This window comes from Vibrio sp. J1-1, assembly GCF_021728395.1.
In the GTDB taxonomy this organism is placed as follows: Bacteria; Pseudomonadota; Gammaproteobacteria; order Enterobacterales; family Vibrionaceae; genus Vibrio.
This window is the reverse complement of the sequence record NZ_JAKKCM010000001.1, coordinates 216,158-241,376: the sequence shown is the minus strand read 5'-3', so window position 1 is coordinate 241,376 and position 25,219 is coordinate 216,158. Positions and strand designations below refer to the sequence as shown.

The 25,219-nt window shown below is 44.2% G+C and carries 20 protein-coding genes and 1 pseudogene; 5 read left to right on the top strand and 16 right to left on the bottom strand.

Going from position 1 to position 25,219, the window contains the following annotated elements; all coding sequences use genetic code 11:
• Positions 1-245: 245 nt before the first annotated feature.
• The 4 genes from fhuB to L3V31_RS01040 are packed head-to-tail and all read right to left on the bottom strand — an operon-like array spanning position 246 to position 6,069.
• Positions 246-2,213 (bottom strand): Fe(3+)-hydroxamate ABC transporter permease FhuB, encoded by a 1,968-nt coding sequence (fhuB, locus tag L3V31_RS01055; protein ID WP_237313947.1) that lies wholly within the window; start codon positions 2,211-2,213, stop codon positions 246-248.
• Entirely contained in the window at positions 2,210-3,142 is a 933-nt protein-coding gene (locus L3V31_RS01050) for an iron-siderophore ABC transporter substrate-binding protein (RefSeq protein WP_237313946.1), read from the bottom strand. The genes fhuB and L3V31_RS01050 overlap by 4 nt, the downstream gene beginning before the upstream one ends.
• Positions 3,133-3,918, bottom strand: a complete 786-nt coding sequence (locus L3V31_RS01045; protein ID WP_237313944.1) for an ABC transporter ATP-binding protein — start codon at positions 3,916-3,918, stop codon at positions 3,133-3,135. The genes L3V31_RS01050 and L3V31_RS01045 overlap by 10 nt, the downstream gene beginning before the upstream one ends.
• A gap of 54 nt (positions 3,919-3,972) precedes the next feature.
• Positions 3,973-6,069, bottom strand: a complete 2,097-nt coding sequence (locus tag L3V31_RS01040) for a TonB-dependent siderophore receptor (protein ID WP_237313942.1) — start codon at positions 6,067-6,069, stop codon at positions 3,973-3,975.
• Between the two features lie 146 nt (positions 6,070-6,215).
• On the opposite strand from L3V31_RS01040, the gene L3V31_RS01035 reads away from it, so the two are divergent.
• Complete coding sequence (locus L3V31_RS01035; RefSeq protein WP_237313940.1) at positions 6,216-8,042, top strand: ABC transporter ATP-binding protein; 1,827 nt, start codon at positions 6,216-6,218, stop codon at positions 8,040-8,042.
• An 84-nt stretch (positions 8,043-8,126) separates the two neighbouring features.
• Here L3V31_RS01035 and azu read toward each other — a convergent pair whose 3' ends face one another.
• Positions 8,127-8,579: an azurin gene (azu, locus tag L3V31_RS01030; protein ID WP_237313938.1), complete on the bottom strand. Its 453-nt coding sequence runs from the start codon at positions 8,577-8,579 to the stop codon at positions 8,127-8,129.
• A gap of 276 nt (positions 8,580-8,855) precedes the next feature.
• Positions 8,856-9,506 carry an HAD family phosphatase gene (locus L3V31_RS01025; protein WP_237313936.1) on the bottom strand — a complete coding sequence of 217 codons (651 nt, stop codon included), beginning with the start codon at positions 9,504-9,506 and terminating at the stop codon, positions 8,856-8,858.
• Between the two features lie 202 nt (positions 9,507-9,708).
• Here L3V31_RS01025 and L3V31_RS01020 point away from each other — a divergent pair, with 202 nt between their 5' ends.
• Positions 9,709-10,587 carry an NAD(P)-dependent oxidoreductase gene (locus L3V31_RS01020; RefSeq protein ID WP_237313934.1) on the top strand — a complete coding sequence of 293 codons (879 nt, stop codon included), beginning with the start codon at positions 9,709-9,711 and terminating at the stop codon, positions 10,585-10,587.
• Between the two features lie 445 nt (positions 10,588-11,032).
• On the opposite strand, the gene L3V31_RS01015 is transcribed toward L3V31_RS01020, so the two are convergent.
• From L3V31_RS01015 to malK, 6 genes and pseudogenes are all read right to left on the bottom strand, one after another.
• Positions 11,033-11,650, bottom strand: a complete 618-nt coding sequence (locus L3V31_RS01015; RefSeq protein WP_237313932.1) for a glutathione S-transferase family protein — start codon at positions 11,648-11,650, stop codon at positions 11,033-11,035.
• Between the two features lie 14 nt (positions 11,651-11,664).
• Positions 11,665-12,696 (bottom strand): NADP-dependent oxidoreductase, encoded by a 1,032-nt coding sequence (locus tag L3V31_RS01010; RefSeq protein ID WP_237313931.1) that lies wholly within the window; start codon positions 12,694-12,696, stop codon positions 11,665-11,667.
• Positions 12,697-12,841: 145 nt separating this feature from the next.
• On the bottom strand, positions 12,842-13,441 hold the full coding sequence (locus L3V31_RS01005) for a TetR/AcrR family transcriptional regulator (RefSeq protein WP_237313929.1): 600 nt from the start codon (positions 13,439-13,441) through the stop codon (positions 12,842-12,844).
• Positions 13,442-13,474: 33 nt separating this feature from the next.
• Complete coding sequence (gene yqfB / locus L3V31_RS01000; RefSeq protein ID WP_237313926.1) at positions 13,475-13,801, bottom strand: N(4)-acetylcytidine aminohydrolase; 327 nt, start codon at positions 13,799-13,801, stop codon at positions 13,475-13,477.
• 95 nt (positions 13,802-13,896) lie between these two features.
• Positions 13,897-14,015 (bottom strand): annotated as a pseudogene (locus L3V31_RS00995) (VanZ family protein); the annotation flags it as partial.
• A gap of 114 nt (positions 14,016-14,129) precedes the next feature.
• Entirely contained in the window at positions 14,130-15,248 is a 1,119-nt protein-coding gene (gene malK, locus L3V31_RS00990) for a maltose/maltodextrin ABC transporter ATP-binding protein MalK (protein WP_237313924.1), read from the bottom strand.
• A gap of 670 nt (positions 15,249-15,918) precedes the next feature.
• On the opposite strand from malK, the gene malE reads away from it, so the two are divergent.
• The 3 genes from malE (at position 15,919) to malG (ending at position 19,654) form a co-directional block, all read left to right on the top strand.
• Positions 15,919-17,097, top strand: coding sequence for a maltose/maltodextrin ABC transporter substrate-binding protein MalE (gene malE / locus L3V31_RS00985; protein WP_237313923.1), 1,179 nt, complete (start codon positions 15,919-15,921; stop codon positions 17,095-17,097).
• A 79-nt stretch (positions 17,098-17,176) separates the two neighbouring features.
• On the top strand, positions 17,177-18,751 hold the full coding sequence (malF, locus tag L3V31_RS00980; protein ID WP_237313921.1) for a maltose ABC transporter permease MalF: 1,575 nt from the start codon (positions 17,177-17,179) through the stop codon (positions 18,749-18,751).
• Positions 18,752-18,763: 12 nt separating this feature from the next.
• Entirely contained in the window at positions 18,764-19,654 is an 891-nt protein-coding gene (gene malG, locus L3V31_RS00975; RefSeq protein ID WP_237313919.1) for a maltose ABC transporter permease MalG, read from the top strand.
• Positions 19,655-20,109: 455 nt separating this feature from the next.
• Here the strand turns inward: malG and L3V31_RS00970 are convergent, their stop codons facing one another.
• From L3V31_RS00970 to L3V31_RS00955, 4 genes are all read right to left on the bottom strand, one after another.
• Positions 20,110-20,355 carry a hypothetical protein gene (locus L3V31_RS00970; RefSeq protein WP_237314528.1) on the bottom strand — a complete coding sequence of 82 codons (246 nt, stop codon included), beginning with the start codon at positions 20,353-20,355 and terminating at the stop codon, positions 20,110-20,112.
• Between the two features lie 159 nt (positions 20,356-20,514).
• The gene (locus L3V31_RS00965) at positions 20,515-21,000 is read right to left on the bottom strand and encodes an acyl-CoA thioesterase (RefSeq protein ID WP_237313917.1); all 486 of its coding nucleotides are present in this window, start codon (positions 20,998-21,000) and stop codon (positions 20,515-20,517) included.
• 145 nt (positions 21,001-21,145) lie between these two features.
• Positions 21,146-23,584, bottom strand: coding sequence for an ATP-binding protein (locus L3V31_RS00960; RefSeq protein ID WP_237313915.1), 2,439 nt, complete (start codon positions 23,582-23,584; stop codon positions 21,146-21,148).
• 36 nt (positions 23,585-23,620) lie between these two features.
• Positions 23,621-24,733: a two-component system response regulator gene (locus tag L3V31_RS00955; RefSeq protein WP_237313913.1), complete on the bottom strand. Its 1,113-nt coding sequence runs from the start codon at positions 24,731-24,733 to the stop codon at positions 23,621-23,623.
• Positions 24,734-25,219: the final 486 nt, after the last annotated feature.

The window sequence follows — 25,219 nt, the reverse complement described above, 5'->3', positions numbered from 1 at the left end:
TTATGTTGAGAGAAATTCCAATCGTTTAATGAATTTTATCTGCGTTATTCCAGCGAGCTCTAGCGAGACTAGGAATCTAATAGCAGTGTGCTGAGAAGTTAAAGAAATAACGTTGATCATAAAGAGTGCGGAAAGTAGATCCTGAATCACGCTCCTTGGTCGCTGTTTAGGAAGACGGGAGACAAAAATAGACCGTTCGTTGTTAAACGAACGGCCTTTCTATGTTGAGAGCGGATATTGTTTATCTAGCTGAACTTACTTTTAAGCATCAGGAATAAGAAGTAAGCACTACCTATAATCGCGACCAAGGTTCCAGCAGCCACTTGGCTAGGATAGATGGCTATCTGACCCAGCCAATCAGCCCAAAGCATTAGCGTTGCGCCAATCAAACCACCGACTAGCAGCTGCTCTTTTACCTTTCTGGCGCCCAGCATCATCGCCATGTGAGGAGCTACCAGACCGACAAAAGCCACGGGGCCGACTGTCGCGGTGGAAAATGCACACAGTAAGGCAACGATAGTCAGCATTATGGTGTTGGCAACCGAAGGGTTTAGTCCTCTCGCATTAGAAAATGCACGGCCAATAGAGATCAGAGTTAACCATCGGGAGATAGCAAACACGCTAGCAAAAAGGATCATTACCGCGATGGTCAACATGACCGCAGTCTGGGAGGTAACGCGATAAATCGAACCTGTTAACCACAGTAGGATCTTATAACTTTCACCAGAACCTTGAGCTAAAGCAAATTGAACTAATGCTTCGAGCAGAGCAGAAAGCGCAATACCCGATAATACGAAGTTCGAAGGGTTAAACTGACTTCGTTTACCGATTAGCAGTAACAACACTAAGACGGTCAAACTGCCTAAAAAAGCGACGCCCCAGTTGAAGGAGGCAAGCAATGAACCGGAAATCACGCCAGTGATTATGATCGCAAATGTCGCACCGGAAGACACACCTAGAATATCTGGGCTGGCTAATGGGTTATAGACAATACGCTGTAAAATGATTCCCGCAACAGAGAGCGCGATGCCGACGGCAAGCGCAGTAATCATGCGAGGCCAGCGCAGTTGCCATTGAAACTCTCCTGGTAGCGCAACTTCGATGCCATTCGCGCCATGAGTAATTAGTGAGTAGACCAGTATTCCCGCGAAACTCATGACGATTATGCTTGCAACTGTTACTTTTGATAGCTGTGTTTTGCCCTGACTCATGGAAAGGTTGAGCTGATCCGTTGCTGTGAGCTTTTTACGAGTAAACCATATTAAAGCTGGTGCTCCGATGGCGGCGGCTGCAACGCCACTAGGAATGATTTCTTCCAGCCATAAACTTAATGAGATAGCGAGTGAATCGGTAACGAGTAGCAGCGTTGCGCCAAGTAACAGGCTACTTATAAGTTCGTCACGAGGCGTTCTTGCTCCCATCGCACGGGCGATATTCGGAGTCAGTAAACCGATAAAGCTGATGATGCCGACAGCGGTAATGGACACTGATACGAGCCAGATCCCCATGACCATTAAAGCACCAAATGCTGGGAGTACGGCCAACCCTCGTGCTGCAGCACCTTCTTGACCGAGTTTTAAGAGTGTTAATATGCGCGGTGCTATCAGAACAATAATGAGTGCAATTGCAGAACGTGGCAATAACCACTCAAACCAGTCCCAGCTGTATTGAGAGAGATCCCCTGCACCCCACATAAAGATATTCTGCGCGAACTGAGCATTAAGGATGATAATGGCTGTCGCAACGGATCCGAGCAGAATATTAATTACCATGCCAGATACCACGAGAGGCAAGCCCGTCATGTTTCTTATGCCTGCGATAGATACGATCAGCCCAAACGCGATAAGTGCGCCTGCCATGGCTGCCAAAGCTGAATAATCTGCCACCCAATCTACAAACCAGATATTCACCACGACCAATGCCAGCCAAGCGCCAGAGGATGTTCCTAGTGTGAGAGGTGAGGTTAAGTGGTTTTGTGTCAGCTGTTGCATCAAGCTGCCTGTTAGTCCAAGCATTGCACCGACGAGTAGGGTGATACATAGTCTCGGTAATTGAGACTGAAGGAAGAAAACGTCACGAAACTCACTGCCAAGTTCCGGTTGAGTCAGCAGTCCCCACTGTGCGCCGAATGACAAGCTTGTGTCTAATTGCAGACTAAAAACACTAAGCAACAGAATTAGTGCCAAGTAACCGATGTATTGTTTTATTCTCATTGTTTTGGTGCCAACTCAATTAAACTCTCGGTGATGGCCTCAGCCATGTATTGTAAAGACATGGCTCCACCATATGCCCAAACGGCTTTGACTGAGTTAACTCTCTGCTTTTTCACAAAAGGCATGGCTTGCCAAAGAGGAGAATCCTTCAATTTGTCTTCTTGAGGAAAGGGCTGTACGTATAAGATGTAGCTGTCTTCAAGATACTGCAGACGATTAATACGATCTTGTTTTACTCCCCAAGCTTGGGGTGACTCATGTATTGGATTGGTTAACCCCAGATGTTTAACCACGTAATCTGTGGTTGAGTTTTCTGTAGACAAAAACACCGAATTCGGAGTGGAAAAGCGCATCACTAGTACTTCTAACGGATCGGGATAATGCTGGTGGATACGTAGTCGCATTTGTTCAAACGATCGATTTAAAGCGGTTAATTTCTCTTCTACAAGATCTTGCTTATCAAACAGTTTTCCCAGCGTACGGAAATGACGGATTGCCGTCTCTGCTGCCGCTTCGTTTTCTGAAAAGTTTGGCAAATAAATCACAGGCGCTATTTGTGATAGTAACGGAATGAGATCCTGCTGTGGTGAGGCGGCTAAAATGACATCTGGGTTAAAGCTGGCGATTTTTTCTAAATTCGGTTCAGCACGAGTACCAATATCTTCAATGGTTTCTGACGCATAAGGATTGACTACCCATTGACGATAGCCCGATAAGTTTGGCGCAGCAATAGGCTCAATTTCTAACGCAAGAACCTGCTCGAGTATATCCCAGTTTAATGTAACCACACGCTGAGGTACTTGCTCAAAAGTGTGGGTAGAGTATGTATCAGTTATGGTTATTTCAGCCTGTGCCGGTGCGAGAAATAGCATACTAGCAATAGCTATTGATGTGCTGAGGCGTTCTAGAAAACGAAGTACTAAGCGCATACAACGGCTACCTTACGGCTGGCAAGGGTGTCTGCCGGAGTCGGGTGGTCGATCAGTGTGATTGGTGACTCGTAGAGATCCGACAAACGTTCTTCATCGAGAAGCATTTCGGCTTTGCCTTCAAAAGCGATTTGCCCTTTCTTGAGTGCCACGATGTGAGTTGCGTAGCGAAGCGCCAAGTTCAAGTCATGCAAAATAACAATGATCCCGACGTTCTCAGTCTTATTCAACTCTGACAGTAATGCCATTAACTGAAACTGATGATGAACATCTAGCGCAGAAGTCGGTTCATCGAGAATCAGAATCGGTGATTGCTGAGCGAGCAACATGGATACCCAGGCTCTTTGACGCTCACCTCCGGACAAATCATCTGCCAGAGCCTGAGAGAATGGAGTGACTCCGGTACGCTGCATCGCTTGAGAGATGATCTGCTTATCTTCAGAGTTCCAGCGACCTAGCGCGCCGCGCCATGGGAAACGCCCCAAACGAACCAATTCTTCTACCGTTAATCCAGCGGAAGCCGGGAGTTTTTGCGGCAAGTAGGCGATTTGCTTCGCCAGTTCTTTGGTTTTAAGTGATGAGAGGTTTTGACCGTTGAGTTCGACGGATCCTTTGTCTGGTGACATTTGCCCGGAAAGCAAGTTAACCAAGGTAGATTTCCCTGAACCATTATGACCAAGCACTACGGTGAGTTCATTGGTTGGGAGGTTAAGCTGATCGATAGCGAGTATTTTACGTCCACCTCGAACGATCTGAATATTAGATAGTTGAAACATGGATAGGTCTCAAGATTAAATACTCCCCTCACAGGAGGGGAGTAGGAAAAACAATTACCAGCGGTAGTTGGCGTTTAGCATCACAGAGCGAGACTGACCGAAGTAACAGTAGTAATCGCATCCAGAGATAAACTCTTTGTCCAGAATGTTGTTCACATTGAGCTGAGCTTGCCATTGTGAAGTGATGTCATAAGTGACAGACGCATCCCAAAGTGTCACAGATGGCACAGTCAAATCCGAACTCGCCGGGTTGTCTTTAGATTCGCCTACATAACGTACACCAGTACCTACATTCAGACCTGGAATTAAGCGGTATGCATTGTAATCTAACCATGCAGACGCCTGATGCTTAGGAATAAGCCCCGCTTGTTGCGTGCCCTTGCCGTAAGTCTCGTCCGTTTCCGCTTTAGTGTAGGTGTAACTCGCCAGCAGTTTCAGGTCGTCAGTCAACTGAGCAGTCCCTTCAACTTCGACGCCAGTTGATGTGACTTCACCGGTTTGAGTAGCAACCCAAGTTGATGGGTTGGTGACCAGCGCATTTTTCTGTGTGATATCGAACCATGCGATGTTGATGAAGCCATCCATAAAGATCGGTTCAAACTTAACACCTGCTTCAACTTGCTCCCCCTCGAGTGGTTTGTAGAGCTTATGCGTTGCTTTATCTATCGTGCTGATTACTTCAAACGATTGTGAGTAGTTGGCGTAAGGAGAAAGCCCGTTGTCTGCAAGGTACATTAGGCCAGCGCTCAGAGACAGTTCGCCATCATTGCGAGACTCACTCTGATCGACGCTTGCACCTTTACCACTATTCTCTGTTTTCACCCAATCGTAACGGGCGCCAACATTTCCAATCCATTGTTCGTGGAATTTTAGTTGGTATTGTGAGTAAACACTTGCCTGATACTTGTCGATCTCGCGCTTGATGTTATCTGCGGAGTCCAGAGGTGTGTAGTTTCCGTAGCTCGGATTAAATGGGTTTACGGTACCGAATGAATAGTTGTCTTGTTCGTCACCCTTCGTTTTGTGATATTGCAGATCAACGCCCACTAACACAGTGTGCTCGGCATTGTCCGTCATCCAGTTACCAACCGCATTATTGTCGAAAGTGAAGCTTTGATTTTTGCCGTCACGGAATACAACTCCACGATAGTAAAGCGAGTCGTCGTTTAAATCCCAGCCTGGAGATGGCATGCTGTAAACACTACGCAGGAATAGTTCGTTATAGCCGTAGTTGAGATTTTGTGAAAACGTCCAAGTATCGTTTATATCATGTGCAAGTAAGTAACCAAGCGAGATTTGAGTACGTTCATACTTGTCGTAATCTGGTTCACCTAAGTTAGTTGATGGATCGATCTTGCCGTATTCCGAGTCGACTAGCGTACCTGCAGCTGGGAAGAATGGGTTAGTTGGCACACCATCATCTTTTAGATAGGTCGCCATCAGAGTCAGCATGGTACGATCTGAAACATCGATTTCTAGGCTTGGTGCGAGGTAGAAACGTTCATTTTCTGTATCGTCCAGTTCACCATCTTGGTTTGTCATTAAGCCAACCAAGCGGTAACGCATGGTGCCGGAATCATTTGCTTCGTCGGCGATATCAAAGCCAACCGATTGATGATTGTTGTTGCCACCTGCAACCTTCACTTCACCTTGTGGTGTGAAGGTTGGTTTTTTCTGCACGGCGTTTACGACGCCGCCCGGAGCCGATTCACCGAATAGAATGGCTGATGGGCCTTTTACGACTTCAACGCTTTCCAAACCATATGGTTCAACGAGCCAAGTGTAGTAGCCGTCGCGGAACAAACGGTTGCCGTTCAAGTAAGTTGCGGCATCGAAACTACGTACTTTAAACCAATCCGTGTCGTTATCAGAGCCGTAAGGTTGAGAGGTGACACCAGATGTGTAACGTAATGCTTCATCTAACTTTTGTGGTGCGCGGACACGCAACTCATCTTCAGAGATAATGGAAACACTGCGTGGTGTTTCTTTTGCTGGAGTTTCGACTTTAAGTGCTTGTGCTGTGACTGTGATGGTTTCCATCTCAGTTGAATCAGCTTGTGCGTGTGCTATAAACGGAACCACTGCAGCTGGCACAATAGCACAAACCAACGCTTTACGGACAGCGATGGCGAGAGAGTTATGATTTGTCATTAATACATACCCGACAACTATTTTTAAACAAAAAGCTAAACTATAATTATTATCATTTAAATTATTATTTGTGTATTTTACTGACTTTTGCATCAAAAGATAGTAAAACGTCAGCAAATTTGATCGATATAACCAAAGTAGTTGTTATGTTTAATTGGTTTGAAAAACTAACCCAACCGTTTCCCCTGCATGAAACCGAAAAGCCACCCAAGACATTGTTTGGCTTTTGTCGTTTTTATACGCGTGGATTTGAAGTGCCGCTTATTGTCATGGCGGTGTTTAGTGCGCTAATTGCGATCACGGAAGTCACCCTGTTACGCTACATGGGTGAGCTAGTCGATATATTGTCTAACCAAGATCGCGCCACTTTCTGGCAAGATCAGAGCGATCAAATGTTGATGATGCTCTTCCTCGTTGTGGTTGTCATGCCCGCATTAAGCTTTGTACATGCGATGGTGATGCACCAAACACTGCTGGGTAACTACCCAATGTCGATTCGCTGGCTGATTCATCGCTACTTACTCAAGCAAGCAGTTGGTTTCTTCCAGAGAGATTTCGCTGGTCGTGTTGCAACAAAAGTAATGCAAAGTGCGCTGGCAGTGAGAGAAACCGTGATGAAGCTGCTGGATGTATTGGTCTACATCAGTGTCTATTTTGTATCAATGATATGGATGATGGGTGAGGCCGACGTTTTGCTCATGCTGCCTATCGTTATCTGGCTTGCATTATATATCCTGATCCAGCTCTACTTTATTCCGAAAATGAAGCGAGTGGCGACCGAACAAGCAGATGCGCGTTCTGTGATGACAGGGCGTATTGTAGACTCTTACACCAACATCTCTACGGTTAAGTTATTTGCCCATTCGCAGCGCGAACTTGAGTATGCAGAAAGCAGCATGAAGCAGTTTTTGGTTACGGTATACCGTCAGATGCGTATGGTGACTTGCTTGCTGTTTAGTGTGGATTCAATCAACTACTTACTGCTGTTGTCTATTGGCGTTATTTCGGTTTATTTGTGGCTGGATGCGGCAGTAACGATTGGTGCGATTGCTATTGGTATCAGCATCGCGCTGCGTGTACAGGGCATGTCGAAATGGATCATGTGGGAAGTCAGTACACTGTTTGAAAATATTGGTACCGTTGTTGATGGTATTAGCACTATTTCTAATGACGTTGAAGTGAAAGATGTACCGAATGCGAAACCGTTGCAAATTCAACAAGGTGAAATCTGTTTCGATAACGTTAGCTTCAACTACAGCGAAGAAAAGTCAGTACTTGAGAACCTAAACTTGACGATTAAACCGGGTGAGAAAGTTGGCATTGTTGGGCGTTCTGGTGCAGGTAAGTCAACGCTGGTTAACTTGCTATTGCGTTTTTATGATGTGAACTCCGGTAAAATCTGCATTGACGGACAGGACATCTCTCAGGTAAAGCAGGAGTCTTTGCGTCAGCACATAGGGATGATCACTCAGGATACATCTTTGCTGCACCGTTCAATCAAAGACAACATTCTATATGGCGATCCAGCTGCCTCTACGGAGTCTGTGATAGCCGCCGCTGAGAAGGCACATGCGCACGAATTTATCCAGACTCTGAAAGATGAGCAAGGTAATGTTGGCTATGATGTTGAAGTGGGTGAGCGTGGCGTAAAACTTTCTGGTGGTCAGCGTCAACGTGTCGCTATCGCGCGTGTGCTACTTAAAAATGCGCCGATTCTTATTATGGACGAAGCAACATCTGCACTGGATTCTGAAGTGGAGTCTGCGATTCAAGAAAACCTAGAGGTATTGATGGAAGGGAAGACCGTGATTGCCATTGCTCACCGTTTGTCGACTATCGCTGCTATGGACCGTTTGATTGTGATGGATAATGGTCAAGTTATCGAACAGGGCTCTCATCAGGAACTCCTAAAACTAAACGGGGTTTATGCACAGTTGTGGAAACACCAGACAGGTGGTTTTCTGACTGAGTAATCATGAACTAACATCGGACTCTTAGTGTTACTGATTGTTCAACTAAAAAGGGAAGCTGTTGTGCTTCCCTTTTTGTTATTCATTTTATTTAAACTCAAACTTACCTTGCATGATCGCCCAGTGGCCTGGGAATGAGCAGAAGAATGAGTAGTCACCGCCTGCCGTCATTTTTTCCGTACTGAAGGTGATACTTGTGCTTTCACCGCCACCGACGACTTCAGTGTGCGCATAAACACGCTCATCATCGGGCTTCACGTAGTTATTATCAGCGCCTGCTGTCATGCCATCGGTACCGACGGCTTGAATGTTCGCTGTATCTGCAATAACAACGTTGTGACCCATTGATTGTGCAGGCATTTTACCAGTGTGGTTCAAAGTCAACGTTACTTCGCTACACGTTGCTGGCACACTCAGAGTTTTGGTAGAAAACTGCATCATATCGTTAGCATCTAGAGATACTTCACACTCGGCACTGGCTTGTGCGCCAAAGCTCACTCCAACAAGTGCGAAGGTTGCTGCTAATAAACGTAAAGACATATAACACTCTCCATTTTATATTTTTGGCTGACTGGTTTCGTATGAACCAATAATTCTCATTATCAACGAGTTAATACCGTAAAACTGTGCTGTGAGTGGTACGGTGACACTTTGTTGCAAACTTATACTCGTTCGTCTCTATGATTGATCACATGAAGCGTTGCGAGTGGCAACAGCACAAAATAAGAGACAGATAAAAAATAGCAGGCGATTTGGTATTAAGCTAAAAATGAAAAAGCTCAACCATTAGGCTGAGCTTATTTAAATGACCGAGTGTTAGCGCGTTTGTTTCAATTCTTTCAGCACATCGTATAGTGAAGGGACGATAGCGTGACCGAGTTGGCGTACTTCGTCGCATGGCGCCACCAAATCTGGGATCTGGTAGGTCGACATATTAGCGGCGACAGCGGCACGCACACCATTGTTTGAGTCTTCAAAAGCCAGACATTTCGTAGGTTCAACGTTCAGTCTGTTAGCGGCTAGTAAATAGATTTCCGGATCAGGTTTACCATTGCTGACTTCACAGCCTGTCGTCAGGTTATCGATATATTTGCTTAACCCGGCAAGTTCAAGCTTAATCTTGGCGACGTCTTTAGCCGTCGACGTCGCAACTGCGATAGGCAAATTCTGCTCTTTCAGCCATTCTAGCAGCTCTACTACGCCCTCTTTTACAGGAATAGCCTGGTGTTTGACCACGGCGTTGTAACGAGTTCGCCATTCTTGATGTAAGCGATCTAAGTCATTTCCGTAAGCTTTGCGGAAAATTGCTTCAATACCTGCGGCATTACGCCCAATGATAGACAGGTATACCTCTTTGTAAAACGTAAGTTCTTGTACTTCGCAGGCTTCTTGGAACACGCGCATACAGACACGCTCTGTATCAAGAAGCAAACCGTCCATATCAAAAATAGCAGCTTGATAATTCATTACTTTGCCGATTTATTGAGTGATAGGGCATTCTGACATAAGTCACATTGTATTTCTCGCGAATTTAAATGGTTACCGAAACCTGATCCTGCACTTCACCTATTTCGTTATGAAACACTGAATAATTTGCGAGTGTAATGATCAGAAATCTTTAGTAGCATGTTACAAAACATCTAAATTCAGTTGATTAGGGAAGCAGGCAATGGAAAAACAACGTGTAGCATTTATTGGTTTGGGTGTGATGGGCTACCCAATGGCAGGCTATTTAAGTAAAGCGGGCTACGAGACAAAAGTGTACAACCGCACAAAAGCTAAAGCGGATAAGTGGGCGGAAGAGTATAACGGTGTTGCCTGTGAAACACCGGCGGAAGCGGCTGAGGGATGTGACATTGTATTTACCTGTGTAGGTAATGATGACGACGTTCGTGGTGTTGTTTATGGCGAAGAAGGGCTTCTGGTTGGTCTTAAAGCGGGCGCGGTATTCGTCGATCACACCACGACTTCTGCAGAATTGGCGGTCGAACTGGCTGATGCTTGCACCAAGGTTGGTAATCATTTTATCGACGCCCCAGTCTCCGGAGGCCAAGCCGGCGCTGAAAATGGAGTGCTAACCATTATGTGTGGCGGTGACACAAATGTATTTGAGCAGGTTGCTCCTGCGATGGATGTATACGCAAAACAGATCACGCTATTGGGTGAGAATGGTCAGGGACAACGTTGCAAAATGGTCAATCAAATTTGCATTGCAGGTGTACTACAGGGTTTGAGTGAAGCACTGCTATTGGCTCAAAAATCTGGTTTAGATATTGAACAAGTGGTCGAAACACTGAAACATGGCGCTGCTGGGTCATGGCAAATGGAAAATCGTGCCACGACTATGGCGCAAGATAAATTCGACTTTGGCTTCGCGATTGACTGGATGCGCAAAGATCTTGGTTTCTGCCTTAAAGAGGCTGAGCGTGTTGGTTTGCAGCTCCCGTTGACCCAAATGGTTGATGAACAATATGCAGACCTACAGCTTGATGGTCTTGGGCGTATGGATACCTCGGTACTTATTAAAGCGGTGGCTAAAAATCAGTAATAGATAAACAACTCTTGAGTATCGAAGAGTTTAAAGAAATCGAAGTTAATCATACTTTTCTCCTTACGAATAAGAGGTGCGTACTGCGCCTCTATTTTCTTCTTACCTTGTTAGGATTATTGGCTCTCAACTACAAAGTCCAATGGTGCGTAGCGCCTTTAAGAAAGACTATGACGGAATTAACTTAACGGGAAGCTGATTATACTTATTGAAGTGATAGTTGGTAGCTATGGTCTAGAACTGGGTGAAATCAGAAACGGACTACGTTGAAACGTTTGATTTTTATGTGAAGGGTCTTGTTAGACGTCAGGGGCTGTTGTAAATGATGAACAATTGGTCCAGGGAACACCGCTAATCTGCGGCGAATTGTTCTCTCTGGACCAAGAATGTCGAGCATATTTGGCTATAAGCCCTTCGGTGAACTTATTACACCGAAGGAGCATAGTTAAGCGTATTTAACTTCGATTTGCTCTGCTTTTGAGAACCCTTCGTGCGTGGCAAGTTGTTTCCCGTAACGTTCAATATTAGGGAAATGTTTGCCTATGCCAAACTTATGTACCAATTCCACGATGAAAGACATCATGATGTCTGCCCCGGTTAAGCGTTCCTCTACCAGATAGGTTTTATCTTGCAAAGCTTGCTCGAAGTAACTCAAAACACTCATGGTTTCTTTATCTGCATAGCCTGATAGGAACTCTGTTTGAGCCGGTTCTTTACCTACGAAGACTTTCAGCAATATTGGTAAAATCGCTGAGCTTTCAGCAAAGTGCATCCACTGCAAGTACTGCGTATGAGCTTTCGTTCCACGCTCTGGAGCAAGTTGATCATCGCTGTACTTTTCAATCAGATACTCAGTGATAGCACCTGATTCAATGATGATTTCACCATCATCTTCGAGCACTGGTGACTTGCCAAGTGGGTGTATACTTTTAAGCTCTGGAGGAGCTAAAAAAGTCACTTTGTCACGTGTATACGGCACGATTTCATAGTCTACATTGAGCTCTTCAAGTAACCAGATAATACGCTTCGAGCGAGACTGATTGAGATGGTGAAGTTTAATCATTTTTTATCCTATATTTACAGAGGGTTGTTTACCTGTACGACAAGTTTGCCGAAGTTCTTTCCTTCGAGCAGACCCATAAACGCATCTGGTGCATATTTCAGGCCTTGTACGAGTTGTTCACGGTATTGGATCTTTCCTTCTGCCAACCACTGGTTCATGTCTTGCGCAAATTCATCGTAACGGTGTCCGTAGTCATCAAAAATGATGAAACCTTGTACTTTGATTCTCTTTACCAGAATTTTGGACATCAGCAGTGGTAGGTGATCAGTTCCTTGTGGAAGCTCAGTCGCGTTGTATTGAGAAATCAAACCACATACAGGAATACGGGCTTTAACATTCAGTAGTGGCATCACAGCGTCAAATACTTTGCCTCCGACGTTTTCAAAGTAAACATCGATACCGTTGTCACACGCATTTTTTAATTGTTGCGCGAAATCCTCGGCTTTATGATCGATACACTCATCGAAGCCAAGCTCTTCTTTTGCATAGCGACATTTTTCTTCACCACCTGCAATACCAACAACGCGACAGCCTTTAAGCTTAGCAATTTGACCAACCGTTGAGCCAACTGGTCCAGTTGCTGAAGCAACGACGATGGTCTCACCAGGTTTTGGCTGGCCAATATCAAGCAATCCCATGTATGCTGTAAAGCCTGGCATACCCGCTACGCCTAATGCATACGAAGGGTTTTGTGGGTTTTTACCCAGTTTAATCACCATTTCGCCAGTTGAAATTGCGTAATCTTGCCAGCCAGTATAAGCAAGCACCCACTCGCCAACTTCATAATCTGGGTGATTGGAAACTTCTACCTGAGATACGGTACCACCGACCATTACGTCGTCAATCGCAACAGGCTCCGCGTAAGATTCTGCATCACTCATACGACCGCGCATATAAGGGTCTAGTGATAAGTAAACGGCTCTTAACAACATTTCACCATCTTGTGGAACTGGTTTTGCCACTTCTTCCAGTCTAAAGTTTTCAGTTGTTGGTGCACCGTGTGGACGTGATGCAAGTACGATTCTGCGGTTAAGTGCGTCTGTCATGTTATTTTCACCTTTAAATTAGACCGGTCGTCTAGTTTCTGTTGCAAAATATCCCGCTATGAGAGCGGGAAAGTATTTTGTATCTGCAGAAGGCTAGCTTCAAACAGACACTAATAGGGTTGTTCTCTTACTGCGTTGAAGTCACTTACGATAAAGTGCGTGTATTCTGCAGCAGATCTTGAGTATAGGTCAGACTCTGCGTCAGTGCTGTCTGATCTTGATACAGCTTGTTAAGTAAACTTGCGCCATTCCAAAGATAGTAGAGTTGCCTTGCTAATAAAGCACTATCACCATTTGCAATAGAACCATCTCGAATACCCACATCAATACAGTCTGCGATGGCTTGAATTGATTTATCAGCTCCACGACGCAGTGCAAGTCGCATTGGTTCGGAAAGATCAGAAACTTCAGCGCTAAGTTTGACTAACAGACATTTGTTCGCATTACATACATCTTGTTCAACTTTTACCAACTCCTCAAAGTAGCTCATCAGACGCTGGTATCCGTTATGCTCGGTATTCGTAAAGAGTTCACCTAGCTTGCGGAAATAGCGATCGAAGTAAGCCTCAATCAAAGCCTCACCAAATTGCTCTTTAGACTTAAAGTAATGATAAAACGAGCCCTTCGGCACCGCTGCCGCTTTTAGGAGCTCGGAAAGTCCAACACTCGTAAAGCCTCGGGTTACGATTAGCTCGTATCCGACCTCGAGAATATGTTGGCGTGTGTCGTTAGTCTTTGTGTTCATGGGACATACTATAATTAAAATTAGACCAGTCGTCTAGTTTGTTTTGGTTAATTGGTATTCAATAACGAACAGTGTGTCGGTATCGGGGTAAATTTCCCGAATCAACTGCTTTAATTTGGGTAACTCCATGGCTTCTTGTTCCGCATGGAACTCATTGATTTCATCAAAGTTAAGTGGGGTTACAGATAGGATTTTGATATCGCAGACCTTACGGTTTGTCTCTAAAGTAAAGACTTCCACTTCAGTATTTGGGATGTAGTGACTTTCTGATTTATCCCGTATTGTGATGGTTTTTTTGCCCGATGTGATCAAAGGGGTCAGGAATTCAAAAAAGGTAATGGTTGTTGGATGAGATGACATGCAGCACTCACTTCTCAAGATTATTTCATCGCATTATATAGCGATACCTAAATAACCTCGAGGTGCTTATTTCAATGCACGTTGCTTAGTAATCCTCAGTTGGTACTGAGATGCGCAACGCTAAATGTACGACTGGCGATAAAAAGCTGACTAAACTCGTCAAGAGAAACTACGAATAGCAGACACAGTAAAGGCGAATACCAAAAGCATCCGCTTTTCATTCCGCGTATTGCTATGGGGGATTCTGGTGATTAGCCTGCTCTATTTGGCTAGATATAAAAAATCCCTCTCGATTGAGAGGGATTGATAAGGAGTAAAGGTGAATTAATTATTCGACGTCTACGCCATTCTCTTTAAATAGGCGGCGACATGCACGACCATCACTATGGAATAGATGACAACGATGTGCAGGGATACCAATTTCTATTTTATCTCCGAGATCAACAGCTAGCGTATCTGGTTGACGGAATATAACGTCAGCATCTGCACCGTCAAGATTTAGGTATACCTGAGTTTCGTTACCTAGTTTCTCAACAATCATCACTTCACCGTGAATGCTTGCGTCTGCTTCAGAAGCGGGTAGTAAATGCTCCGGACGAACACCCAAAGACATACGGTCACCGCGGTTAACGGTTGTGCCGTCAACAGGAATCCAGAATGATATGCCGTTAGATAGCTGAACTTTTACGCGTTCTGCTTCGGCTTCGTCAATAAATACACTCATGAAGTTCATTTTCGGAGAACCGATAAAGCCTGCAACGAAACGGTTTTGTGGGTAATGGTATAGCTCTAGAGGTTTACCAACCTGAGAGACATAACCACCATCCAAAACGACGATCTTATCAGCCATCGTCATCGCTTCTACCTGATCGTGCGTAACGTAAATCATCGTACAGCCCAATTGGCGCTGTAGTTTAGTGATTTGAGAACGCATGTTTACACGCAGTGCCGCGTCAAGGTTAGACAGTGGCTCATCCAGCAGGAACACGTTTGGTTGTGAAACCAGGGTACGGCCAATCGCGACACGTTGGCGTTGACCGCCTGAAAGTGCTTTTGGTTGGCGTTCAAGCAGGTGGCCTAACTGTAGGATTTCTGATGCGTGCTCAACACGTTTGTCAATCTCAGCTTTATCTGCTTTCGCTAGCTTGAGACCAAACGACATGTTGTCATAAAGGTTTAAGTGTGGGTATAGAGCGTAAGACTGGAATACCATACCAACACCACGTTTGGATGGTTCAACGTCATTCATGCGCTCGTCACCAATATATAAATCACCTGAAGTAATGTCTTCTAGACCGGCAATACAACGTAGTAGGGTAGATTTACCACAACCTGATGGACCTACGAAAACAACGAATTCACCTTCGTTAATTTCCAGATCTACGTTTTTAGAAATCAATACGTCGCCATACGCTTTACAAACATTTTTTAACGTGACACTCGCCATGTAGCTCGTCCTCGATCAAATTTTTATTTTTCACCACTCATCATTATATGAATTATCTAGCGAGCAGTAACAGTAGGAATCGGTAAGTTAAGGTGGTCGATAAGAAAAGTAGGGTAGCACTTCAATCAATTGTCCTAAGAAGTGCTACCCGTCACAGCCAAGTACGAGTTTCTCTCCCCCACATCAATAGCGTTGTCTCCCCCGTGAAAAAATAACCACAAACAACACCAATTAATGACATTCCACTCGTATGGCAATGCAAAACCAGCATATTTTCACCTAACGTATAGGTATTGCTGGGAAAGGGTTCTTACCATCCACTCTTGGATGGGTGCAGTTTCTAAGATTGTTCCATTTGTCACATCCTCCTAATCGAAATAATTGTGGGGGGAGTAGGCGGGGAGGAGTAAAAAGGGAGGAGTAATTAAGGAGTTGGGCGGAAATCACATTATCACACCACCTAAAGTTGAAGTGGATCACGACAAAAGCCCTTTTTGTGATTTGGGTCTCCTATGCATGGCGATATAGATCACGAAAATACGCCATAATTGATAGGGCGTAGGGATTAGGAGGATGAGACATAGTGGATTATTTCAGATGATATATGTCGAAATACGGCTGAACCTCAATGGACTAGCCCTACATCAAAAATATAACAAAGGATACGAACATGAAAAAGTTAAGCGCTGTAGCACTAGGTACTCTTGTTGCTTTGGGGTCATTTGGTGCTCATGCTGCCATCGAAGAAGGGCAACTGACTATCTGGATCAACGGCGACAAAGGTTACAACGGCCTTGCTGAAGTTGGTAAGAAGTTTGAAGAAGACACTGGCATTAAAGTAACAGTGGCTCACCCTGATGGCCTTCAAGATAGATTCCCACAAACAGCAGCGACTGGTGACGGTCCTGATATCGTATTCTGGGCACACGACCGTTTTGGTGGTTACGCGGAAGCTGGCCTTTTGGCTGAAATCAAACCTTCTAAAGAAATCCAGGAAGGTATCGTTGATTTCGCATGGGATGCAGTTCGTTACGACGGCAAACTTATCGGCTACCCTGTAGCGGTTGAGTCTCTATCTCTAATCTACAACAAAGATCTTGTTCCTAACCCACCTAAGAGCTGGGAAGAAGTTGCCGAGCTTGACGCGAAACTTAAGAAAGACGGCAAGTCTGCAATCATGTGGAACCTAAAAGAACCGTACTTCACTTGGCCATTAATGGCTGCTGATGGTGGTTACGCGTTCAAATACACTTCTGAAGGCTACGACGTTAAAGACGCTGGTATCGCTAAGCAGGGCGTGAAAGACTCTATGTCTTTCGTTAAAGCTCTTGTAGACAAAGGCGTAATTTCTGCAGATATGGATTACTCAGTATCTGAGTCTGCGTTCAACCAAGGTGAAACTGCGATGACGATTAACGGTCCGTGGTCTTGGGGCAACATCGAGAAGTCTGGCATCAACTACGGTGTTACTACACTACCTAAATTCCAAGGTCAGTCTTCTAAGCCATTCGTTGGTGTTCTAACTGCTGGTATCAGCACTGCATCACCAAACAAAGACCTAGCGGTAGAATTCCTAGAAAACTACCTGTTAACTAACGATGGTCTGCGTAAAGTTAATGATGACAAGCCATTGGGCGCGGTAGCACTTAACTCATTCCAACGTGAGCTAGATTCTGATGCTCGAATCTCGGCAACAATGGATAACGCAATGAACGGCGAAATCATGCCAAACATCCCTCAAATGAATGCATTCTGGGGTGCGGCTAAGAACGCAATCATCAACGTTGTTGACGGTCGCCAAACCGTAGATGCAGCGCTTGCTGATGCAGAAAAACAAATGACTAAATAATTCTGTAACACCTTTTTAAGGAGGGGGTAACTCCTCCTTACTTTTCTATACATATTCTTTATTCGCTAGCAGGTTCCCTATGCAGTCAGTTCAAGGTACAAAAGCTATGACAGCACCAGCAGCCAACCTTCCGAGCAGCAAAAAAGTGTTTATTAAATGGGCGCTTTTAGGCACAGTCGGCACTCTTAATGGTTACGCAACAATTCTTATGTATTCGCGCGGTGAGATTGCGTTTGCACTTCTTACGATTATTCTTACTGCTTTAGCGCTGTACATTTTTGGTAGTAAAAAGACTTACGCTCACCGCTACATCTATCCTGGTATTGCAGGGATGATTTTGTTCATTCTTTTCCCGTTGGCATATACCGTAGGTCTGGCATTTACTAACTACAGCGCGAAAAACCAGCTCTCTTTCGAGCGAGCTCAAACTGTACTTTTGGACAGAACGTATCAAAGTGGTGATAGCTACCCGTTCACGTTATACAAAACTGAGCAGGGACATCAAATTGTCATTGATAAAGACGGTGAGTTGCTGGCTACGCCTACTTTCCAGCTACAAGGCTTCTCTGCAACGGGTTTAGATCTTGAGCCAATCCAAGAAGTGACTGGTGAGAAAGAGCAAATCAAAACCATCGTGAGTAATCGTGATGCATTAAGCAGTGTTGACCTTCATCTCCCAAGTGGTGATGACATCCGCATGAGTGGTCTGCGTAAGTTTGCTGCCGTTGTACCGTTGTATACGCTACAAGAGGATGGTGAAGCTCTCTATAACAACCAAACTCAAGAAACACTTCTGCCAAATATGGAAACGGGTTACTACCAGCCGATTGATGAAAGTGGTCAGTTTGTTGGCAGTACAGTTTCACCAGGTTTCGTCGTTGGCATCGGCACCCATAACTTTGAGCGTGTTTGGAAAGATGACGGTATCAAAGAACCATTTATTAGCATCTTTATCTGGACGATTGTTTTCTCTGCACTAACTGTACTATTTACTCTAATTATCGGTTTGGTACTGGCGAGTGTGGTTCAGTGGGAAGAGCTAAAAGGCCGCTCTGCTTACCGACTATTACTTATTCTGCCTTATGCGGTACCAGCGTTTATTTCTATCTTGATCTTTAAAGGTTTGTTCAACCAAAGCTTTGGTGAGATCAACTTGCTACTTGAAGGCCTGTTCGGTATCAGCCCTGCTTGGTTCTCTGACCCGTTCATGGCGAAAAGCATGATCTTGATTGTAAACACCTGGCTTGGCTTCCCTTACATGATGATTCTATGTATGGGTCTGCTAAAAGCGATTCCGGATGACCTTTATGAGGCTTCTGCTATCGATGGTGCGAACTTTGTCTCGAACTTTACGCGCATTACATTACCAATGATGCTTAAGCCGTTGACACCACTGTTGATTGCAAGCTTTGCATTTAACTTCAACAACTTCGTACTAATCCAGTTGTTGACAGGTGGTGGTCCAAACATGATTGGTACATCGGAACCTGCGGGTTACACAGACTTGTTGGTAAGCTACACCTACCGAATCGCATTTGAAGGTGCTGGTGGTCAAGACTTTGGTCTGGCAAGTGCAGTAGCAACACTTATCTTCCTGTTGGTTGGCGCGTTGGCTCTACTAAACCTACGTGTTACTAAAGTAGCTCAAGATTAAGGAGACATTATAATGGCAATGGTACAAGGTAAGTCATTAAAGTATCGTGTTTGGGCTACTCATATTGCGATGTGGGCATTCTTGGCACTGATCATTTTCCCTTTGCTGATGATCATCGCGATTTCATTCCGTGAAGGTAACTTTGCAACGGGCAGTATGATCCCAGATAACCCGACATTGGATCACTGGAAACTGGCGCTCGGTTTCTCTGTGACCAACGCAGACGGTACAGTTACACCGCCTCCATTCCCGGTAATGACATGGCTATGGAACTCGATAAAAGTAGGTGGTATCTCTGCGATTCTGATTGTAGCGCTATCGACAACTTCTGCTTACGCGTTTGCTCGTATGAAGTTTAAAGGCAAGAACACCATCCTAAAAGCGATGATGATCTTCCAAATGTTCCCAGCAGTATTGGCACTGGTTGCCCTGTACGCTCTATTCGATAAGCTTGGTCAGTACATTCCGTTCCTAGGTTTAAATACTCACGGTGGTTTGATCTTCGCTTACTTGGGTGGTATTGCACTGCATGTATGGACGATTAAAGGTTACTTTGAAAGTATTGATTCTTCTCTGGAAGAAGCGGCAGCACTGGATGGTGCGACACCATGGCAAGCGTTCCGTTTGGTATTGCTCCCACTGTCAGTGCCAATCCTAGCTGTAGTATTTATCCTATCGTTCATCATGGTAATCGGTGAAGTTCCTGTGGCATCACTCCTACTTTCTGATGTAGACTCTTACACACTTGCAGTAGGTATGCAGCAATACCTATACCCACAAAACTACTTGTGGGGCGATTTCGCTGCTGCTGCAGTACTATCAGCAGTGCCAATCACTGCAGTATTCTTACTTGCTCAACGCTGGTTGGTTGGTGGTCTAACCGCCGGTGGTGTAAAAGGATAATCTCAACTGGTCTTTGAGGTTGACAAGAATAACTAGAAAAGGGCGACCAGAAGGTCGCCCTTATACTTAGCACTGATATTACACTTTTGGTTTGGCCGCCGATCAGTAATGTCGTGCTTATATTGGCGTTACGCATAGCTGGCTGTTAGCTTAGTTCCTTACGACACAATCACTAACAGTTCCTTGTAACCATAACCTGAGTTTCGGCTCAGGTTTTTTTATATTTGTATAATTATTATCTTTACGCCGAGAAACTCCCACGCACACGCTTTCGTATACCACGATTAAGTTAACAAGTAACAATGATTAGATAATTGCTGATGTTAGTGTACGCAAACCAAGATTATCGGCTTTGTAATGGATTACACATAGCCTTGGCGGTGGCCTGCGTAGCACTTCACATAAAAGTTATCGCGTAAAGCTGAAGGTTGAAGGGAAGATCGAACGGTTAGCGGTTAAAACTCGCGGCTGGAAGGTGCGCACCCAACATGTTGAAGCAAGGTATATAAGCTTTCTTGCTGCAGTGCGACACGACGAAATAGGTTGGCAAAGGTCACATCACCACCAAAGCACGTTTGAATATAATGGTTAATTTCAGTCTCGCTATAACCCTCGACATACATCGTTCTTACCCATTGATATTCGACTGCTTTTAAATTGGTCAATGTATCTTCACTTAAGGTGGTTTTTACTGGTTCCAAGATCCACACTCATCCATTTCCAAATTAGTGCTTGGATTTAAGCAAAGCAAGGTGAAGTATTTATGACAGGGGAGGAGGGCGTGTGAAACAAATGGTAGAACCATGACATTGCTTCACACAAAAATAGGGAAAGCGGTTTATGAAGGGTTAGCGTAGCGATTACTTGAGGTATTTAACGTGAGCTTCCATCTCTTCGCCGATTTCTTTACGCATGTTCATCAGCGTAATGGCGGAGCGCTCTAGTGCTTTGTCTTCATCGGATTCAGGAACCCACTTAGGAACATCTGTTGGCTTACCCTCTTCGTCTACGGCAACCATGATCACAATACAATGCGTGGTTAGACGGTTTTTCATTTCTTTGGGGTCGCTCGCCTGCACGTCAATGGCGATGTGCATCGAGGTACGACCGGTGTAAATCACTTTTGCGCTTACTTCGACGAGGTTACCAACATGAATCGGCGCAACAAATCGAATCCCACCCGCATAGGCGGTAATACAGTACTTCCCGCTCCAAGCGGCTGAGCATGCATAAGCTGCCAAGTCGATCCATTTCATTACTGCGCCGCCGTGGACTTTACCACCAAAATTGACGTCGCTAGGTTCTGCTAAAAATCGAAGGGTAATATCTCTTTGACCACTGCTCATCTGTGATTCCTTTGTGAGTTTTGTTGATACAACATACCTTGAAAAAATGATCGACACCACTAGTTTTGGACACCAAGTCAGTGCGTACAATCCACATAAAAAAGCAGGCACCGAGTTTGAACACCGTACCTGCTTTTATTGGTTATTAAACGTCTTGTTCGCTTAGAGCCATGGTCTTTTTGTATTGACTCAACTCGGCTTTGATTTGAACCAAAACATCTAGAGCGACACCAAAATGGTAAGTTGATACCGCTTCAGACAGAGCGTAACTCAGTTCAGGGTTGAGTTTTTCAAAACAACCTTGGTGCTTTCTATAATAAAACTCAGATTCTAAATCGCACTCTTCAAGCAAAGACTTTAGGTGGTTCACTTTGGACTCAAATTCCTCGAAACATTTAATATCACACTCCGGTTGAAGAGCTGTGGTATTAACGATACCTGGTTCTGAGATTTCTTTACACTTAGGAATTATTGATACACCGGAGTGATCGATATCGAGTTCAATGGTAAACCAAAAATTGCTCCCTTTATCTAGATCACTTTCGACACCAACTTGACCGCCCATTAACTCTGCAATGTGCTTAGAAATAGCGAGTCCGAGGCCTGTACCTCCGTATTTTCTGGTCGTAGAGGCGTCTGCCTGTTGGTAGCTGTCAAATACGACGGCCTGGTCGTGTTCAGATAAACCAATACCTGTGTCCATGACACTAAAGTACAAGTGAATATGGTTTTCGGTTCTGTGAATTACACTGACTGCAATGGTTACCTCTCCTCCTTCAGTAAACTTGATGGCATTACTGACATAGTTCAGGAGGATTTGCTTAATACGAAGTTGATCCCCAACGATTTGAGGAATGGACGGGTCAACTTTAGTCATAAGATGAACATCTTTTTTTCTGGATTTGTGCTCAAAAAGGTCATGTACATCCTGAATTGTCGCTTGGATGTCGAATGGTGCCTTCTCAAAGTCAACCTTATTTGCTTCAAGCTTAGAAAGATCCAGAATGTCGTTAATCAGTGTTAGTAAGTGTTTGCCAGATTTATCAATTTTCATCAGGTTATTTTTCTGCTCAGATGTGAGGTCTGAATTTAGCAGTATGTGAGATAACCCGAGAATCGAGTTCATTGGGGTGCGGATTTCATGGCTGACATTCGATATAAACTGGCTTTTGGCTACGTTAGCATCTTCTGCCGACCGTTTTGCCTCGGTCAGTTCAGAGGTCAGCCTATCCAATTTGCCGCCCATGTGTATGATTGCGTTTGCTGTTTCGTTAAGCTCTTTTAAACGGAAACCTTCATGAGCCAAATTAAAGTCACCAAGCCCGACTTGATTTACCATGCTCTGGATCTGGGTTAATGGCTTAGCAATAAATTCGCTCATCTTCTTGGAAGAACGCCAGATAAGGATCAAGAATAGAGTGTAGAAGGTGACTAAACCGAAGATAAGAATATAACCAATGTTTTGGTATTTTTCCTCTAGCGCACGAGAAGTTGCATACATTTCGTTCTCATCAACAATCATCAATAAGCGCCACTGGGTTTCAGGTATTGTCGACCAAGAGAGCAACTTATTTTCACCATTCAGTGTAAGCTGCATGAATCCGTTGTTGTTCTTGAGTAAACGCATACTCAAATCAGCGGTGTCGTCGCGTTTATGTAAGTTAAACGCGTCAGGCTTAAAAACTTCTTTGGTGATTGCTTGCTGGTAGCTGTGCTCAGTGAGTTCTTTCAGGCCAAAATCGTGTTCGCCTTGTGGTGGCAAAGCCATAATTGTACCGTTACTACTTGCTAAAATAGCGTAGCCCCCCCAAGGAATGGCTAGGTTTTGAATGCTATCGATAATGTCACTGACTTTGATATCAAGCCCGACAACCCCTTCGAGAAAACCTTGGTTATAGACTGGAGCGATAGCGGATGCCATCCAGCCATGACCCGCAGGATCAATATAAACATCTGTCCAAACTGTTTTCTGATCAGGGTTATTTTCAGCGTTAGCTTGGTAGTAAAAATTGTACTTTGGAATGTCCATTTTGGCCGGATACTGTTCGACGGTATAAAACCAAGGGTAGATTCGGTTGTAAGAGTCCCAGGAATTAAAGTAGATCGATGCAACCAAATCGTTATTTTTTTCGATTTGCTTCATCAGAGGATCAAGGTGAGCAAGCTTATACACCTTCTCCCAATCTTTGTCGGCGGTAAGGCCAGAGTAGAAAGAAGCGGAACCACCTAAATCTTCTTTAGAGTACAAGACGCCATCTTCGCTAACTGCAAGGTTAACTTTTTCAGAGCGGTCAATGGTGTGTTCTTCTGATAAAACACGTTCCGTTTCGTTGCTGTATAATGCGGTTAAGCTTTCTATTGAAAGCAGTTTTTCCCGAATGATTGCCGCCTCTCTTTCCGATGATATCTTTAACTCATCATTTACTTGTGTGTAAATGTACTCCATGTTGTCGGTGCTGATAAAGTGGTTACTTATCAGGTAAACGGCAATAAGAACCGATTCCACGAGGATGAGGGGAATGATTCCGGTTTTGACCATTGAACGCCACACCCACGATTGTGTGGTGATTTTTTTGTTTTTCATTCTTGTTCCAGCAGCTTCCATAAGAACTCGTCTTATCTAATCAGTGTATTTTTGTGCTATTGCATCGAATTCGTCAGCAATTTCAGCGAAGGCTTCGGTGATAGCAGGGTCAAACTGAGCTCCTTTCCCCGACAAAATGATCTTCACTGCGTCTGAATGTGAAAAGGCAGGTTTGTAAACTCGTTTGTTGATTAGCGCATCATAGACGTCTGCTAACGACATGAGTCGGGCGGACAATGGAATTTGCTCACCAGCAAGACCTAATGGGTATCCTTCACCATCCCAGCGTTCGTGATGTGAGTAAGCGATCTCTTTTGCGACCGTCAAGAATTTCATTGGCTGTCCGCATACTTTCTCTGCGCTTTTAATCGCTTCGTAACCAATGGTGGTGTGGGTTTTCATTATCTGAAACTCATCATCTGTCAGGGGACCTTCCTTCAACAAGATATTGTCTGGAATACCTATTTTTCCGATGTCGTGGAGTGGGGCTGATTTATGTAATAGAGCAATAAATTCATCGTTTAGCTCTGAAACATAACGCGAGTTTTGGCATAATTGTTCTGCTAAACGTTTTATGTAGGCTTGGGTACGCTTAATGTGGTTGCCCGTTTCGTTGTCACGGGTTTCTGCTAACGAAACCATGGCATAAAAGGCCACATCTTGAATTGCGTGAAGCTCTTCTTTTTGGCGCAAAGCTTCTTTGGTTCGTCTTTCAACCTCCTGCTCTAGGATTTGATTCTTGCCTTTTAAGGTATCAGAAGCCATTTTGAGCGTCACATGTGTGTTAACTCGTGCTTTCACGATCTCTGGGATAATCGGTTTAGTTATGTAGTCAACGGCACCTAGTTTTAGTCCTTTCTGTTCATCGACTCTTTCAGCTTTAGCTGTGATAAATATTATGGGGATATCACGGGTTGCTGGATTTGATTTAAGCTGCTCACATACCTGATAGCCGTCTATTTCCGGCATCATGATGTCGAGCAAAATCAAATCGGGATTAGCAGTTTCTGCAAGCGTAAGTCCGAGCTCGCCGCTGTTTGCCCCTTTTACCTTGTAATCATCTTTAAGTAATTGGTACATCAACGAGAGGTTCTCGGGGATATCGTCGATAACCAATACAGTTGGCTTGGATGAAGAAAAATCGAACATCCGTTCTCCTTTTGGCAGCAATAAGGCAAATTGCGATTTAGTGCTTATTATTTGTGTCAAAAATCGCTTAATGACAATGCACTATTATTTTTTAGTATTAGATAAGTCTAAAGTAGCACAAGGTTCTGTTACATATAGTGATGACCTTCAACTTATAGTGATCTCGGTTCCAAATTTTATTGGTTTTTAATATGGAATTTTAGCTGTGACAGGGTGAGTTTAGTGGTTTGTATAACTGGGTGCTTCTTGTGAGCGATTATGTTATCTACTTCATAAATTGTCATATTTGAAATGTATCAAAGAAAGCTATTATACTCTCGTTTAGACACGTTACTTAGAGCACTTTGTCACTGAAATACGTTACATTTTTGCTTCGTGTGCTTGCATTTAGATGTCTAACCAATGCCGTTTATTTTTGACTTTTTGAGTTGGTTTTGAACGCATTCGAGATGTTTTTATTTATTAAGACTTATACTTATGGCTATT

Excerpts from the sequence above, each read along its gene's own strand:
- azu (WP_237313938.1), bottom strand. The coding sequence starts at position 8,579 with ATGTCTTTACGTTTATTAGCAGCAACCTTCGCACTTGTTGGAGTGAGC.
- malG (WP_237313919.1), top strand. The coding sequence starts at position 18,764 with ATGGCAATGGTACAAGGTAAGTCATTAAAGTATCGTGTTTGGGCTACT.
- L3V31_RS00955 (WP_237313913.1), bottom strand. The coding sequence starts at position 24,733 with ATGTTCGATTTTTCTTCATCCAAGCCAACTGTATTGGTTATCGACGAT.
- L3V31_RS01015 (WP_237313932.1), bottom strand. The coding sequence starts at position 11,650 with ATGATTAAACTTCACCATCTCAATCAGTCTCGCTCGAAGCGTATTATC.
- malF (WP_237313921.1), top strand. The coding sequence starts at position 17,177 with ATGCAGTCAGTTCAAGGTACAAAAGCTATGACAGCACCAGCAGCCAAC.
- L3V31_RS01010 (WP_237313931.1), bottom strand. The coding sequence starts at position 12,696 with ATGACAGACGCACTTAACCGCAGAATCGTACTTGCATCACGTCCACAC.
- L3V31_RS01040 (WP_237313942.1), bottom strand. The coding sequence starts at position 6,069 with ATGACAAATCATAACTCTCTCGCCATCGCTGTCCGTAAAGCGTTGGTT.
- L3V31_RS01035 (WP_237313940.1), top strand. The coding sequence starts at position 6,216 with ATGTTTAATTGGTTTGAAAAACTAACCCAACCGTTTCCCCTGCATGAA.
- L3V31_RS00960 (WP_237313915.1), bottom strand. The coding sequence starts at position 23,584 with ATGAAAAACAAAAAAATCACCACACAATCGTGGGTGTGGCGTTCAATG.
- L3V31_RS00965 (WP_237313917.1), bottom strand. The coding sequence starts at position 21,000 with ATGAGCAGTGGTCAAAGAGATATTACCCTTCGATTTTTAGCAGAACCT.
- L3V31_RS01020 (WP_237313934.1), top strand. The coding sequence starts at position 9,709 with ATGGAAAAACAACGTGTAGCATTTATTGGTTTGGGTGTGATGGGCTAC.
- malE (WP_237313923.1), top strand. The coding sequence starts at position 15,919 with ATGAAAAAGTTAAGCGCTGTAGCACTAGGTACTCTTGTTGCTTTGGGG.
- malK (WP_237313924.1), bottom strand. The coding sequence starts at position 15,248 with ATGGCGAGTGTCACGTTAAAAAATGTTTGTAAAGCGTATGGCGACGTA.
- L3V31_RS01050 (WP_237313946.1), bottom strand. The coding sequence starts at position 3,142 with ATGCGCTTAGTACTTCGTTTTCTAGAACGCCTCAGCACATCAATAGCT.
- L3V31_RS01045 (WP_237313944.1), bottom strand. The coding sequence starts at position 3,918 with ATGTTTCAACTATCTAATATTCAGATCGTTCGAGGTGGACGTAAAATA.
- fhuB (WP_237313947.1), bottom strand. The coding sequence starts at position 2,213 with ATGAGAATAAAACAATACATCGGTTACTTGGCACTAATTCTGTTGCTT.
- L3V31_RS01025 (WP_237313936.1), bottom strand. The coding sequence starts at position 9,506 with ATGAATTATCAAGCTGCTATTTTTGATATGGACGGTTTGCTTCTTGAT.
- L3V31_RS01005 (WP_237313929.1), bottom strand. The coding sequence starts at position 13,441 with ATGAACACAAAGACTAACGACACACGCCAACATATTCTCGAGGTCGGA.
- yqfB (WP_237313926.1), bottom strand. The coding sequence starts at position 13,801 with ATGTCATCTCATCCAACAACCATTACCTTTTTTGAATTCCTGACCCCT.